11 protein-coding genes are annotated in these 16,055 nt (G+C 41.5%); 7 read left to right on the top strand and 4 right to left on the bottom strand.

Annotated features, from left to right (window positions below):
• The first annotated feature begins 3 nt into the window (after positions 1-3).
• From LP316_RS11840 to fghA, 7 genes are all read left to right on the top strand, one after another.
• Positions 4-1,368 carry a DUF1329 domain-containing protein gene (locus LP316_RS11840; protein WP_193021367.1) on the top strand — a complete coding sequence of 455 codons (1,365 nt, stop codon included), beginning with the start codon at positions 4-6 and terminating at the stop codon, positions 1,366-1,368.
• 73 nt (positions 1,369-1,441) lie between these two features.
• Complete coding sequence (locus tag LP316_RS11835) at positions 1,442-2,449, top strand: WD40/YVTN/BNR-like repeat-containing protein (RefSeq protein WP_193021366.1); 1,008 nt, start codon at positions 1,442-1,444, stop codon at positions 2,447-2,449.
• Positions 2,450-2,453: 4 nt separating this feature from the next.
• Positions 2,454-4,775 carry an efflux RND transporter permease subunit gene (locus LP316_RS11830; RefSeq protein ID WP_193021365.1) on the top strand — a complete coding sequence of 774 codons (2,322 nt, stop codon included), beginning with the start codon at positions 2,454-2,456 and terminating at the stop codon, positions 4,773-4,775.
• A 262-nt stretch (positions 4,776-5,037) separates the two neighbouring features.
• On the top strand, positions 5,038-9,882 hold the full coding sequence (locus tag LP316_RS11825) for an NAD-glutamate dehydrogenase (RefSeq protein WP_193021364.1): 4,845 nt from the start codon (positions 5,038-5,040) through the stop codon (positions 9,880-9,882).
• An 89-nt stretch (positions 9,883-9,971) separates the two neighbouring features.
• Positions 9,972-10,979: a quinone-dependent dihydroorotate dehydrogenase gene (pyrD, locus tag LP316_RS11820; RefSeq protein WP_193021363.1), complete on the top strand. Its 1,008-nt coding sequence runs from the start codon at positions 9,972-9,974 to the stop codon at positions 10,977-10,979.
• 213 nt (positions 10,980-11,192) lie between these two features.
• Positions 11,193-12,341, top strand: a complete 1,149-nt coding sequence (locus LP316_RS11815) for an S-(hydroxymethyl)glutathione dehydrogenase/class III alcohol dehydrogenase (RefSeq protein ID WP_193021362.1) — start codon at positions 11,193-11,195, stop codon at positions 12,339-12,341.
• Between the two features lie 6 nt (positions 12,342-12,347).
• Positions 12,348-13,184, top strand: coding sequence for an S-formylglutathione hydrolase (gene fghA / locus LP316_RS11810; protein ID WP_193021361.1), 837 nt, complete (start codon positions 12,348-12,350; stop codon positions 13,182-13,184).
• 130 nt (positions 13,185-13,314) lie between these two features.
• Here fghA and LP316_RS11805 read toward each other — a convergent pair whose 3' ends face one another.
• The 4 genes from LP316_RS11805 to LP316_RS11790 form a co-directional block, all read right to left on the bottom strand.
• A complete protein-coding gene (locus LP316_RS11805; protein WP_193021360.1) occupies positions 13,315-13,602 on the bottom strand; it encodes a hypothetical protein in 288 nt (95 codons plus the stop codon).
• 262 nt (positions 13,603-13,864) lie between these two features.
• Positions 13,865-14,236, bottom strand: coding sequence for a hypothetical protein (locus tag LP316_RS11800; RefSeq protein ID WP_193021359.1), 372 nt, complete (start codon positions 14,234-14,236; stop codon positions 13,865-13,867).
• A gap of 173 nt (positions 14,237-14,409) precedes the next feature.
• On the bottom strand, positions 14,410-15,024 hold the full coding sequence (locus tag LP316_RS11795) for a hypothetical protein (RefSeq protein WP_193021358.1): 615 nt from the start codon (positions 15,022-15,024) through the stop codon (positions 14,410-14,412).
• Positions 15,025-15,277: 253 nt separating this feature from the next.
• Complete coding sequence (locus LP316_RS11790) at positions 15,278-15,994, bottom strand: CPBP family intramembrane glutamic endopeptidase (protein WP_193021357.1); 717 nt, start codon at positions 15,992-15,994, stop codon at positions 15,278-15,280.
• Between the last annotated feature and the right edge of the window lie 61 nt (positions 15,995-16,055).

The raw sequence follows: 16,055 nt of genomic DNA, 5'->3' as shown, positions 1-16,055 counted from the left end.
AACATGAAAAAGATTACATTATTGTCGTTAGCAGTATCATGTGCATTGGCTACAACAGGCGCAATGGCAAAAGTTTCTGCAGATGAAGCGGCAAAGCTAGGTAAAAGCCTCACTCCAATGGGCGCTGTTCAGGGGGCCAACGCTGATGGTTCGATCCCTGCGTGGACAGGTGGTATTACTTCAGCACCTGCTGGTTACACCCCAGGTCAACACCATATCGACCCTTTTGCTGATGACAAAGTACAGTACACGGTGACAGCGCAAAATATGTCAGAGTACCGTGACTTCTTAACACCAGGTCAAATTAAATTATTTGAAACGTATCCTGATACATTCAAAATGAACGTATATCAAACGCGTCGTAGTGCATCATTTCCACAGCACGTGTATGACGCAACCATCAAAAATGCAACGCGTTCAGAGTTAATTGAAGGTGGTAATGGTATTACTCAAGCTGCAGTTGGTGTGCCATTCCCGGTACCACAAACGGGTTTAGAAGCAATCTGGAACCACATTTTGCGTTATCGCGGTGAGAGTGTTACACGTCAAGGTGGTCAAGCGGCACCAACAGCAAGAGGTGACTTCACATACATTGGTTTTGAAGAAGAACTCATTTTGCCATATAACGTTAAAGGCGCGGAGCCTGAGCAATTACAAGAGTCAAATATCTTGTTTAAGTTCAAGCAAAAAGTGTCTGAACCAGCGCGTTTAGCGGGTACTGCACTACTAGTTCATGAAACAATGGACCAAATTAAAACGCCTCGTCAAGCGTGGACATACAACACAGGTCAACGTCGCGTTCGTCGTGCGCCAAATGTTGCTTATGATGCACCAGGTACAGCGTCAGATGGTTTGAGAACCACTGATGACTTTGATATGTATAACGGCGCACCAGATCGCTACAACTGGACATTAAAAGGTAAACAAGAGTTATTAATTCCATATAACGATTACCGTTTACACAGCGACAAGTTAGCTTATAGCGACATTATTAAGCCAGGTCATATCAACCCTGAGCATGTTCGTTATGAAAAACACCGTGTTTGGGTTGTTGAAGCTAACCTAAAAGGCGATACCCGTCATATCTACAAGAAGCGCGTATTCTTTATCGATGAAGATAGCTGGCAAATTGCGGTAACCGATATTTACGATAACCGTGATCAATTATACCGTGTTGGTGTTGCCCATGGCTTGAACTATTATGAATTACCGGCGCAATGGTCTACGCTTGAAGTATTCCATGATCTTCAATCACGTCGTTATATTGCCATTGGTTTAGATAACCAAGCTAAGATGTATGATTTCTCAGCTACTTTAGATGAAAAATCATTTACACCTGCGGCATTGCGTCGTGAGGGACGTCGTTAAGCACGGCTGTTATCGTTAGTTAAAAACGGCTGTATAAACAGCCGTTTTTTGTATTAATTTGAGAGTATTACCAATGAAGCAATTGTTGGCTTTAGTTTTTAGTGTGTTGAGTTTCGTTGTTCTTGCCGACCAAACTCCTTCTCCTTCATGGCAAGCGCCTTTGGCAAATAAATCCCTATTACTCGATATCACCTCAGTAAATAACGAACGATTAGTTGCTGTTGGTGAGTACGGTCATATCTTAGTGTCTAGTGATGGTCAGCAATGGCAACAGGCCAGTGTGCCAGTAACCTCGACATTAACTGCCGTGTTTTTTGTTAACAGTATGAAAGGCTGGGCCGTTGGTCACGATGCGACAATCTTACATTCAAGTGATGGTGGTAGCACATGGTCTATCCAACAATACTTGCCTGAGTTAGAAAAACCTTTATTAGATGTTGTATTTAAAGACGATAAAAATGGTATCGCGATAGGGGCTTATGGCATGTTTTATCGAACCAGTGATGGTGGTGAGACATGGCAAAATCAATTTCATGAAAGCTTCTTATTCCAAGATGACATTGATTACCTCAATGAACTTAAAAAAGACGATGAAGAAGCATATTTAGATGAGCGCAGCAGTATATTGCCGCACTTTAATCGCGTTACTCGCGATGGTCGCACGTTGTATATGGTGGGTGAAATAGGCCTTATTGCCAAAAGTAATGATTTTGGTGAGTCATGGGAGCAATTCGACGATATTTATCAAGGCTCGTTTTTTGATTTAGCACGCACTCGCAAAGGCAATTTACTGGTGGTTGGCTTGCGCGGTAATGCGTTTAGAAGCCTGCGCAACGGCACGCCTTGGGAGCGCGCTGATACAGGCACAAAAGCCTTACTTAATTCAATTGTCTTAACAGACACCAATCTTCTTTATGTGCTTGGTAACGCAGGCATGTTATTGGCTAGCGATGACGATGGCCAAACATTCACCCAATATCCCCAAGCAGACGGCAAGGCATTGATCGCTGGTGCAGTTTTCCAAGGAAAACTTATTGTCGTCTCTGATGTTGGTATTAAAACAATTACAACGTTGAAGTAGTCTTATGAATTCTGAGTCTTTTATTAATCGTATAGAAGTTGGCATTTTCCGACACCGCTTAACGGTGTTATTTCTGTTTTTGGTGTCAACCGTCTTTTTAGCGTATCAAGCAAGTCAAATCCGCCTTGATGCGTCATTTATCAAAAATATTCCGTTAAATCACAGCTATATGAAAACGTATTTGAAACACCAAGAAAATTTTGGTGGCGCAAATAACGTGTTGATTTCAGTATGTAATACAGAGGGTGATATTTTTACTGAAGAGTTCTTCAGTTCACTTAAAGGTGTTCACGACCAATTGTTCTTCATACCTGGTGTCGATCGCATTCAAGTGAAGTCTTTATATTCACCAAGTACGCGATTTGTCGAAGTGGTTGAAGATGGTTTTGCCGGTGGGCCAGTGATCCCAGCAAACTTTAAACCTGATGCCAACGGTTTAGCGATCGTTAAAGCGAATATTGAAAAAGCAGGTATTGTTGGACGCACGGTATCAGATGACTACACCTGTGCAATGGTACAAACTTCATTGCTAGATATTGACCCTAATACCGGCGAAAAACTTGATACCATCAACTTAGCCAACCAGTTAGAAGAGCAAATTCGCGGTAAGTATGAGCAGGGCAATATTAGTATCCATATTATTGGCTTTGCCAAAATGGTCGGCGACGTTGCACTTGGTGCAAAAGGGGTGGTCGCTTTCTTTGGTGTCGCTATTGCAATCACCGCGCTAATGGTGTTTTTCTTTTGTAAATCATTCAAGCTAACGATTTTACCGATATTCTGTTCATTGGTCACTGTTGTATGGCAAATGGGCATGTTAACGGTGATTGGTTTTGGCTTAGATCCGATGTCGATTTTGGTACCATTCTTGGTCTTCGCGATTGGTGTGAGCCATGCGGTACAGATGATCAACTCAGTGAAGAAACTCGTTAACCAAGGCTACAGTGCCAAAGAGTCAGCGCAGTTTAGTTTTAGAACATTGCTCGTACCGGGGATGGTGGCGTTGCTATCAGATACCGTGGGTTTCTTAACACTGTTAGCTATCGATATCGGTGTGATCCGAGAGCTTGCTATTACCGCATCATTGGGCGTGGCTATGATTATTTTAACCAACCTGATTTTGTTACCTGTGTTGATTTCATACATGAAGTTACACAAAGACAGCGATGAACAAATTGCGAAAACGAATAATAACGAAATCTGGCAAAAGTTAGCTGTTTTTGCCACGCCAAAAGCAGCGCGAATTATTTTAGCCGTGACGGCCTTGTTGTTTGTTGTTGGCTTGCATTTCTCACAACAAATGAAAATTGGCGAACTGCACGCGGGTGCACCGGCGCTTCATGAAGATTCTCGCTATAACCAAGATACTTTTTTGATCACCGACAAATACGCCATTACCGTTGACTACATTTCGGTGATTGTTGAAGCCTATCCAGATGCATGTACCTCACACGAAACACTTGCGGTAATGGATGAATTCCAATGGAAGATGGAAAATGTACCGGGCGTAGATTCAGCGATTAGCTTGGCAAGTGTTGCGAAAATCGTAAATGCGGGCTACAACGAAGGTAATCCGAAATGGCGCAGTTTATCACGCAACCAACAGTCGTTGGTGCAATCAATTTCTCGCGTGCCAACCTCAAGTGGTTTACTCGATAGAAACTGTAGCGTAATGCCAGTGATTTTATTCTTAGAAGATCACAAGGCTGAAACCATTAACCGCGTGGTTGATAAAGTTAAACTTTACGCGAGTGAGCTCAATAATGAGCAATTGCAGTTTAAGTTAGCCTCAGGCCCTGTTGGTGTAATGGCGGCAACTAATGAAGCCGTCGAAGCCGCTCAATTACCTATGATGTTATATGTTTATGCCGCGGTAATTGTGCTTTGTTTAATTAGCTTTAGAAGCTTGCGAGCGACAATTTCGGTGGTCTTGCCGTTATATGTGGTTTCAACACTAGCACAATGGTTAATGACCGAATTAAATATTGGCCTAACGGTATCAACCCTACCAGTTATTGCGCTAGGTGTTGGTATCGGTGTCGATTACGGTATTTATATTTTATCAACCATGGCAGCGCGCTTGCGCAGTGGTGATACGGTTTACCAAGCTTATTTAGCTGCCTTAACAGAGCGCGGTAGTGCTGTACTTATTACAGGTATTACACTGGCTATCGGGGTTTCAACTTGGTTCTTCTCTGATCTGAAATTCCAAGTCGATATGGGGATTTTAATGACCTTTATGTTCTTGGTTAACATGCTAGCGGCGATTGTGGTGTTACCAGCACTCGCTTCAGTATTATGGCGAGAAGATAAGCACCACAAATAAAATTATTTGGTAACGTATTATTGAATAATTAATCAAGAAAATGGCCGAAAGGCCATTTTCTATTTATAACTAATGAATATATTCACAAAATCTTGTTACAGCCGCTAATATCAGTGGTCTAATCTATAAAAAAACACTCGCAAAACCTTAAAATAGCTAATAAAATCTCGGAAATAGTCTATCCTAATAGACAGTTCAACTGCTTTGATTAAAAGTCAGTATCAAATAATAAATAATCGTTTTTTCACATAAGGAAAACGGCATGGCGTTAGTAGACGGTCTACCATCAGTAATACTGAAAAACGTATCACAATTAATACAACAAAAAGTTTCTAAAGAAACGGCCCCACTAGTCGAAAAGTTTGCAGAAATTCTTTACGGCAATATCTCATCATCAGACCTTACCAATCGCAACGAAAGCGATATGTACGGCGCAACCTTAAGTTTGTGGAATTCATTGAATGAATTTAAACACGGCAATGCGCTGATCAAGGTTTTTAATCCAGAAGTTTCACAAAATGGTTGGAAATCAAGCCACACCATTATTGAAGTGATTGTCGATGATATGCCATTTCTTGTTGATTCAGTGCGCATCGCGTTAAATCGACAAGGGTTAAGTCCACATTTAATGCTTAACTGCCCAATTCAGGTGGTTAGAGATAAAAGTAATAATGTAACTCAAATCGCCAATGCCAGTGAAAACAACGCCAAAGGCGCCGTCAATGAAACGGTATTCTTTATTGAGATTGACCGCATCACCAGTGAAAAGAAACTCGCTTCACTAAAAGCGGAACTAGAGTCGGTTGTTAGCGATATTTCGTTAACCGTAAACGACTGGCAGCCAATGCTCACGCGTTTAAACGAAGTGATTGAAGACTTTGGTAAGTCAAATGTACCAGGTGATAAGAGTAACAAAGAAGAAGCGCTCAAATTTTTAAAGTGGATTGCCAATAATAATTTCACCTTAATGGGCTACCGCTCATACGATGTTGAAACTTTAAAAGGTGATTTAGCACTGACCGCCAATGTTAAATCTAGCTTAGGTTTAATGAAAAACTCAAAAGGCACAGATAAGCGATTACTGTCGACATTAAGTGCGACGGCGCGAGAAATTGCCTTAGGCGATAACGCACTAATTTTAACCAAAACCAATTCTCGCTCTCGTGTGCATCGTCCAGCACACCTTGATTACATCGGGATCAAACGCTTTGACAAAAACGGCAAAGTGGTTGGTGAAGAGCGTTTTATCGGCCTATTTGGCTCTGCCTACTATACGAGTAGCGCCGTAGATTTACCGTTAATTTCAGACAAAGTGAACAGCGTTTGTAAAGCTTCAGGTTTTGCGCCAGGTTCACACTCGTTTAAAACCCTAATTAATATCTTAGAAACTTACCCTCGCGATGAGATCCTTCAATCTCGCACTGAAGAATTACTCAATAATGTCTTGGGTATTTTGCGGATGCAAGAACGCGACTATTCTGGTTTATTTGTTCGTCGTGATGCCTTTGACCGTTTCTACTCTTGTATGGTTTATGTGCCGCGTGAGCGCTATAACACGAAATTGCGTATCGAAACGCAAAAGCTTTTACAAGAAGCTTTTGGTAGTACCAAAGAAGTCGAGTTCAACACTTACTTCTCTGAATCCGTTCAAGCCCGTACTCATTACATTGTTCGTGTTGACTCAACTAAAGCAGATATTAATGTGAAAGAAATAGAAAAAAACCTAAACCAAGCCGCGAGAAGTTGGGACGACAAATTAGCTGATGCATTAACGTCTAACCAAGGTGAATCAAAAGCGAAAAGTTTGATGGCGAAATATGCAAGTTTTCCACAAGCCTACAAAGACGAAGTACTACCAGGTTCTGCGATTGTTGATATCGCCAAACTTGAAGCGATATCAGAAGACAATCAGCTTGAAATGCTGTTTTACCAACCGCAAGAAGAAAAAGCGGGTAGCCGTTTCGTTAAATTAAAACTATTCCACACCGGTGAGCCACTGCATTTATCAGACGTCTTACCTATGTTAGAAAACTTTGGTTTGCGCGTTATTGGCGAAAGTCCTTATGCAGTTCGTTCGGCAAAAGGTGAAATGTACTGGATCTTAGATTTCTCAATGATCTTAACGGGCGAGGGCACATTTAGCCTAGCTAAGGTACAGCAGTTATTCCAAGATGCCTTCGCTAAAGTATGGCGCGGTGTGTTAGAAGATGACGGCTTTAATCGTTTAATTCTAGGTGCTGGTCTTGAAGGTCGTGAAGTATCCATTTTACGTGCTTATGCTAAGTACGAGCGTCAAATTGGTGGTACTTTCAGCCAAAACTACATTGAAGATACCTTTTCACGTTACCCGAATTTAGCTGAGTTATTAATTAAATTATTTAACTTGCGCTTCGATCCGAAAGGCAAGCAGTCGGAAAAAACGATTGCCAAAGTTGAAGCAGAAATTGAAGAGTCGTTAGATAAAGTCGCTAACCTTGACGATGATCGTATTATTCGCCGATTTGCCGAAATGATTAATGCGACCATTCGTACCAACTACTTCCAAAAAGGTGAGGTAGAAGCGTTTAAGCCGTATATTTCATTTAAAATCGTACCAAAACGCATTACCGAGATGCCGCAGCCGATTCCTGCCTTTGAAATCTTTGTTTACTCACCTCAAGTTGAAGGTGTTCACTTGCGCGGTGGTAAAGTTGCTCGTGGTGGCCTGCGTTGGTCAGATCGTCGTGAAGATTTCCGTACTGAAGTTTTAGGCCTAGTAAAAGCACAACAAGTTAAGAATACGGTAATCGTGCCGGTTGGTGCTAAAGGTGGCTTTGTGTGTAAACAATTACCTGAGCACGGTACCCGTGAAGAAATCTTTGAGGCGGGTAAAGAATGCTACCGTACATTTATCCGCGGTTTATTAGATATCACAGATAACATTGTTGCCGGTGAATTAGTACCACCACAAAATGTCGTGCGCCACGACGAAGATGATCCGTACTTAGTTGTTGCAGCCGACAAAGGTACAGCAACATTCTCTGACATCGCTAATGGTATTTCAGAAGAATACAATTTCTGGATGGGCGATGCGTTTGCCTCAGGTGGCTCAGTCGGTTACGACCACAAAGGCATGGGTATTACGGCTAAAGGTGCTTGGGAATCTGTTAAACGTCATTTCCGCGAAATGGATATTGATTGTCAAACGACAGATTTCACCTGTATAGGTATCGGTGATATGGCAGGTGATGTATTTGGTAACGGTATGTTGTTATCAAAACACATTCGCTTGCAGGCGGCGTTTAACCACTTACACATTTTTATTGATCCGAATCCTGATGCCGCTTCATCGTGGAAAGAGCGCGAGCGTTTGTTTAATCTACCGGGTTGCTCATGGGAAGATTACAACAAAGACCTCATTTCTGAGGGTGGTGGTATTTTCTCTCGTGCGGCGAAATCAATTAAATTGACACCGCAAATCAAGAAAATGTTAGGCACGCAAAAGCAATCATTAGCGCCAAATGAACTGATTAAAGAGTTGTTAAAGACCAAAGTTGATTTAATTTGGAACGGCGGTATCGGTACTTACGTTAAAGGCTCTAAAGAAAGTCATTTAGAAGTTGGTGACAGAGCCAATGACTCATTGCGTATCAATGGTAAAGAATTACGTGCGAAAATCGTTGGTGAAGGTGGTAACTTGGGTTTAACCCAATTAGGTCGTATTGAATACACCTTGAAGGGCGGCCGCATGAACACCGACTCGGTTGATAACGTAGGTGGTGTAGATTGTTCTGACAACGAAGTAAACATCAAGATTTTACTTAACGGCTTAGTACAAAACGGCGATTTAACCGTGAAGCAGCGCAATAAGCTATTGTACGATATGACCGATGAAGTATCAGACATCGTATTACACGACTGTTACCGTCAAACTCATTCAATTTCAATTACTGAGTTGCGCGGTGCAAGCCAGTTGAAAGAGCAAACCCGCTTTATTCAAGAAATGGAGCGCACAGGTAAGCTCGACAGAGCGCTAGAATTCATCCCAAGTGACGATGAAATTGCTGAGCGTTTAGCGCAAAACAAAGGCTTAACACGTCCAGAATTATCAGTGTTACTTGCTTATAACAAGATGGTGTTAAAAGAGCAGTTGGTTTGCAATGAAATCACCGACAACCCGTACTTCCAAAGCTTATTAATTGAAGCTTTCCCTGAGCAACTGCAGAAGAAGTACGCCGCGCAAATGCAAGATCACCCGCTACGTGCAGAAATTATTGCAACGCGTTTAGCTAATAATATTGGCAATGACATGGGCTTTAACTTCGTTAACCGCATGATGGAAGAGACCGGTGCAACAGTTGCAGAAGTGGCAATCAGTTATGCAATAGCAAGTGAAATTTTTGAAATGCCACAAACCTGGCAAGCGATTTCAGACTTAGATAATAAGCTTACTACGGCAGTTCAAACGGAAATGTTATTCCAATTGCGTCGTAATGTTCGCCGTGCCACCCGCTGGTTCTTGCGTCATCGCAACAAGTCGTTGTCAATTGAGCAAACCATTGCGTTCTTCAAACCTACGTTTGCGATAATGACGCAAAACTTAGATAAGTATTTGGCGAGTGACGAATTAGCCGGCTTAACAAAAGTTGAAACTGATTTAGCGAATGCCGGCGCGCCAAAAGAAATCGCCAAGCGTATTTCTCAGCTAAGCACGATCTTCTCAGTGATGGATATTGCTGAAATTTCGCAAATGGAAAGCTGTGACGTTGATCAAGTAGCACAACTATACTTCCAATTAGGTGATAGATTGTCGTTACACTGGTTCTTAGATCAGATCACCCGTCAGCCCGTCACTAACCATTGGCAAGCGTTAGCAAGAGCGTCATTTAGAGAAGAGCTCGACTGGCAGCAACGCTCATTGACCTCTGTGGTATTGAAAAATTACAAATCAGAACAATCTACTGACAAAATGTTAGATTTATGGTTTGAGCAATCTCAACAGCCACTTGAGCGCTGGCAGCACATTTTATCTGACTTCAGAACGAGTCAGACCCACGAATTTGCTAAATTCTCGGTCGCATTAAGGGAATTAATGTTACTAAGTTTACACTGCGATCCTAGCAAATAAATGTTATTATCCCCGCCGTAAAACGCGGGGATTTTTTTATCCTTTTCACCATTAACTGTAAAAATTGACTGTAAAAGCCGGAGTTGACCTTGTATCCATTAATTCGCAAAGTTCTTTTTCAATTTGATCCTGAAAAAATTCACGATTTCACCATTGGCTCGTTAAAACATATGGGGCAAGCGCCACTAAGTTGGTTGTATAAGTCACGCGTGCCGAACAAAGAAGTTGAAGTAATGGGTATTAAATTTCCTAACCCTGTCGGTTTAGCAGCGGGTTTAGATAAAAACGGCGAGTGTATTAACGCGTTTACAGGTATGGGCTTTGGCTTTGTTGAAGTTGGTACAGTGACACCAAAACCTCAACCGGGTAACGAAAAACTCCGTATTTTCCGCTTGCCAGAAGCCAATGCTATTATTAATCGCATGGGCTTTAACAACAAAGGCGTGGATTACCTCGTTGAACAAGTTCGCAAAGCCAACTTTGATGGTGTTGTCGGCATTAACATTGGTAAAAACAAAGTGACGCCAGAGGAAAATGCTAAAGACGATTACATCTTTTGTATGCGCAAGGTATACGATGTTGCTAGCTACATCGCGATTAATATTTCATCGCCAAACACGCCGGGCTTGCGTTCACTGCAATATGGTGATGCGTTAAATGAATTATTAGCTGAAATTAAAGCTGAGCAGGCGAAACTGGCAGAGCAGTACGGTAAATATGTACCTGTTGCGGTAAAAATTGCGCCAGATTTAACCGTAGAAGAAATTGAATCGATTGCGCAATGTTTGCTTGCTAATAACATTGACGGTGTGATCGCAACCAATACCACGCTAGATAGAGATAAGGTTGAACACTTAGCTCATGGTAATGAGGCTGGCGGCCTGAGCGGTAAGCCAGTAACCGAAAAAAGTACCGAAGTCATCCGCGTGTTAGCGAAAGCACTTGATGGTAAAATGCCAATTATTGGTGTTGGTGGTATTCACAGTGTTGAAGACGCTAAAGCAAAAATTGAAGCCGGCGCTTCATTAGTGCAGTTATATACCGGTTTTATTTACGAAGGGCCTGATTTAATCCGCAACATCGTCAAAAGCTTATAATCCTATTTGTTGGGTGTTGATATTCATCAGCGCCCATCTTTTCTTACTATGTAACCAGTGCTTTGGTTAAATAACATCTACTTTCGCAACCTGCTTGCCTTATCCTGCTTATTCGTCTTAACTTATTAAAAAATTTCCCCTACATTATTGTGATACGAAAATGTAAACTTCTCGTATAATCAATAAATTACAAATCCATAAGACGAAACAAACATGACACTTCAATTAAACCCTGGACAAAAATATATCAAATCGAAAGCCGCAGTCGCATGGGCTGCTGGTGAGCCATTAAAAGTAGAAGAAGTTGACGTAGAGCTGCCCAAAAAAGGTGAGGTGCTCATTCGCATTATCGCTACAGGGGTTTGTCACACTGATGCATTCACGCTATCAGGTGAAGATCCTGAAGGGATTTTCCCATCGATATTGGGCCACGAAGGTGGCGGTATCGTTGAAATGGTTGGCGAAGGTGTAACAAGTGTCGCTGTTGGTGATCACGTTATCCCGTTATACACCGCAGAGTGTGGCGAATGTAAATTCTGCAAATCGGGCAAAACCAATTTGTGTCAAGCGGTTCGAGAAACACAAGGCAAAGGTTTAATGCCTGATGGCACATCAAGGTTTTCAATCAATGGTGAAACGATTTATCACTATATGGGCTGCTCAACCTTTTCTGAATATACCGTGCTGCCCGAAATATCGTTAGCTAAAGTGAATAAGCAGGCACCATTAGAGGAAGTTTGTTTGCTCGGTTGTGGTGTAACAACAGGCATGGGCGCAGTGCTCAATACCGCGAAAGTGCAAAAGGGCGATACCGTTGCAATTTTTGGTCTTGGCGGGATCGGGTTATCGGCAATTATTGGTGCGCGAATGGCGGGCGCTGGCCGAATTATCGGTATCGATATCAATGAAGCTAAATTTGATTTAGCCAAGCAATTAGGCGCAACCGATGTGATTAACCCACAAAAAGTAGAAAAACCTATTCAAGAGCACATTGTTGATATTACCGACGGTGGTGTTGATTACTCATTTGAATGTATCGGTAACGTTAATGTGATGAGGCAAGCGCTCGAGTGTTGCCACAAAGGTTGGGGCGAATCTGTGATCATTGGTGTTGCAGGTGCTGGTCAGGAAATATCGACCAGGCCATTTCAGTTGGTAACTGGGCGGGTATGGCGCGGCACTGCATTTGGCGGTGTAAAAGGGCGCTCAGAGCTCCCCGCAATTGTTGAACAATACTTAGCCGGTGAATTTGGTTTACAAGAATTCATTACCCATACCATGGCACTAGATGAAATCAATCAAGCCTTCGATTTAATGCATGAAGGTAAGAGTATCCGCAGTGTTATTCACATGAACAAGTAAAAGAAAATGTTAGAAAAATTAAGTGAAAATAAAGCATTTGGTGGCATACATCAGCAATATCGCCATCAATCAGCTAGTAATAAATGCCAGATGCGTTTTGCTATCTACTTACCGCCGAAAGCTTTGGCAGGTGAAAAAGTGCCCGTTTTATACTGGTTATCAGGTTTAACCTGCAGCGATGAAAACTTCATGCAAAAAGCCGGGGCATTTCGCGTTGCAGCAGAGCTTGGTATCGCAATTGTTGCGCCTGACACTAGCCCACGAGGTGAGGGCGTACCAGATGATGATAATTACGATTTGGGGCAAGGTGCGGGCTTTTATGTTAATGCGACACAAGCGCCATGGGCCGAGCACTTTCAGATGTACGATTACATTACCCAAGAGCTACCTTCAATTATTGAGCAACACTTTCCGGTAACCCAGAAAAAATCAATCTCAGGCCATAGTATGGGTGGCCATGGTGCACTGATGATTGGTTTGCGAAATAGCGACGCTTATCAGTCTATTTCGGCGTTTAGCCCTATCGTAAACCCGGAAAACTGCCCTTGGGGCAGAAAAGCGTTTACCGCTTATTTAGGTGAACATGAGCAAGATTGGCGACAATATGATAGCTGTGAATTGCTCAAAGCAAATAAACGGATTGTGCCTACTTTGATTGATCAAGGCGATGCCGATCAGTTTCTTACTGAGCAGCTACAAACGCCGACGATTGTATCATTGGCTCAACAATTTGATCTAGCCATGCAAATAAGAATGCAACCTGGCTATGATCACAGTTATTACTTTATTTCGAGCTTTATTGAAGATCATCTGCGCTTTCACGCTCAAAACTTAGCGCGATAGTTTAAGTTAGTAACTGTCACCCTGCACTTGACGTAAAATACGTGTCATCCCCTGATGTTATTGCAGGGGATCTCATGCAAGCTAGCGCAGTTATAGTGTTACTTACCTAAGCCTTGTCTTTGACCTTTATTTAGGCTTCACTGCGACATTTAATGGTTTCTTCACCAAGACGGTATGTATTGTTTACTAAAACGTACGTTCCTGAGATGATCGCGGTTGTTGGTACCAGAATAGGGGAGATAATAAGCCCACTGATCGAATAAAAGGTATTGGACTCTTTGGCAACATCAATGATCTTCAACACCTTTCTATCGGTTGAAATCATGCACTTACTGCTGTGGGCTTTGTCGGTTATCGGGGCGACGACACAGCCATTGAGTAATGCTGCGACAATGACTAATGCAATATAAAGTTTCATCTCTTTCCTTGATACCGCTAACAACGACTTAAATCTAACATAACCGACATTGTGATGGAACATTGCATTACCCTTTGATACTAAAAGGGAATATCAACCAATGTAACATTAAAAACAAGACGACTACTGAGGCCTAATCGAATTGAAGATTACTCAACATCTCATCAATACCTCACTTTAATAACAGCTTAAGAGCGAAAACCAAGTAACCATTGATAAACAAAGGGGTTACCTAGTTTTGCTTTTTTATCTGATGGTAAAACTAGTAGTCAATGAGGCCTTGCTTCTTTAACTCCGCGGTAATGGCGCCGTTTGTGCGTTCAAACACACTAGCTAGTTCAGAAACATTCTCACCACCTTTAAACTGCTCTGCCAACTCGTTTCTCTGCTGTTCAGACCACGGTAAACCAGCGTTTTTTGGCAGGCCAAGCGATTGATTTTCTGCTTGTTTATCCTCAATTGACTTTTTTGTTCGCGGTCGTCGTTTCGCTGGTTTTTTTACGTGCTCTAAAGCGGTGAATAGCGCTCTGATAACATCAGGACTATTGTAAAGCGACTCATTGGGTAGTATTTCGCCAGTTAGTGGATTAACACCATTAGCAAGGGCTTCAATTATTTTAACTTGTGTATCCATACGCGTTTATTAACTCCATTTTTATTTAAAACAATGTTCGTCTAAATTATAGACACAAAAATTGTTTTTAATAATGATAAGTGCAATATGTACTAGGCGTTTTAATTGGCTATCAGATAATCTGATTAATAAAGCCTTTAATTTACAATGTGTGACTTAGTGCTTGCTATGCCTTATTGGTAGATGCCTTCAAAGCTATCGTTATGTCTGCCGACTAAAATTTTAACGCTATTCTCACTCGCTAAAAATTCAAAAACTAAGCCGTGCTGTTTCAGCGCTGTTTGGCTAAATGCCTCTCTAATTTTGAAAACCACATTTTCGTCCTCATGAGTGTTTAGGTCAAATTCGATTTCACATAAGGTTGTTTTACATTCAATAGCTGTGACTATCCCCAAAGCATATAATTCATCAGACAATTGAAAAGTATCAAGTAATTGGTTGGTGAACGCTGGCGCCCACTCATCATCGACAACTTGTTCATCTATTGGGGTAAATCCCTGATTTGCTAATTGCTTTGGGTGATCTACAGCTATTGCGCTTTCGTGTGTTTGATTTAATTGATTTTCAGGCTTGTTAGTTGCTGTTTCTCGTTCGAAGGAGGGAGGAGCAATATCTTTATTAACGTAGCTATGTTGCAAATCAATATCATCGCGCTGAACTGAGACTGTGTCACCTAAACGTGATTGTTCATCATCGCTGCTAGCAGTGCATTGCAGAGTGAGCCGTAAGCATGTTGCAATTATAAAACCAAAAACTACCCCAGATAAGAATGATTTGTTAAATACCACGTTAACTCCATGTCATGTTGTTATTTATTAACTTTTAATTGGTAATCGATGCCTGCCATTAATTGACAATGTACCACCAACCTTTAAGCCACTTATGCGGGCGTTCATTTTATAAAATAACCAACAACTCGCTAAAATTACGATTTGAAATAGCAAGCATATAATAGACAATGAGCAGATCATACCTACAATTACACGACACTAAAGAAGCGTAACATTTCGAAGCAATGTCATTGGTTTTTAGCTGTCTTGCTTAAACTCGGTCTAACATAGACATTGTATTAAGTAGGCAATGGACAAAAATAAGTGGCCATAAGTTCCTGCCAAACGCGACATAACCTATGCCCATAGCGAGACCAATAATTGCAACAGTTATTGAGCGTTCTGATATATCATAAGAATGCCTAAACCCAAAAATTAGGGCCTGAGCCAAAACAGCAAAAATTGTTGCAAACCAAGTGCTAGAGAGTGCTTTTTCAATCCAGTTGATCAGAAACCCTCTATCTAGTATTTCTTCTAGTGCAGACTGCAACCAAATAAATGGCATTATGGTGAAAAATAATTTCCAATTCCCTGACAAATCACCAAATTTAGATACTGCTGTTTCATTCGACATATCAGGAGAAAGTTGCAGGCCTAATTGATCTTTTAAGGTTTGAAAAATTAATATTGAAATAATTGTGAAGGCAAAAATAAAAATAGTTGCCAATAATGATTTTTTTACATTGCTCGGCTTGAATAAACCTATTTCTTTCCAAGAAACATTTCGCAAGCGCATTAAAATCGTTGCCGTAAGCAACATAACAAAGGACCAAAAAAGGCCATTGGTGATAAAGTTAAACTGTGAAAAGTATATCTCCCTGACGAGAAACATTATCGAAATATAGATAACTAAGTCTAACAAAAATGCAAGAGGAGACGGCTTATGTATCGCGTTTTCTGGTGTAATAAGCTTTGTAGGTGAGTTCATCCGTGCAATCCCTTCGGCCGTTACGCCCTTGTTAAAAGGCTGAAAAAGTTTGACTTAACTG

The organism is Thalassotalea sp. LPB0316, from assembly GCF_014898095.1.
In the GTDB taxonomy this organism is placed as follows: domain Bacteria; phylum Pseudomonadota; class Gammaproteobacteria; order Enterobacterales; family Alteromonadaceae; genus Thalassotalea_G.
This window is presented reverse-complemented; position numbering and strand designations above follow the sequence as displayed.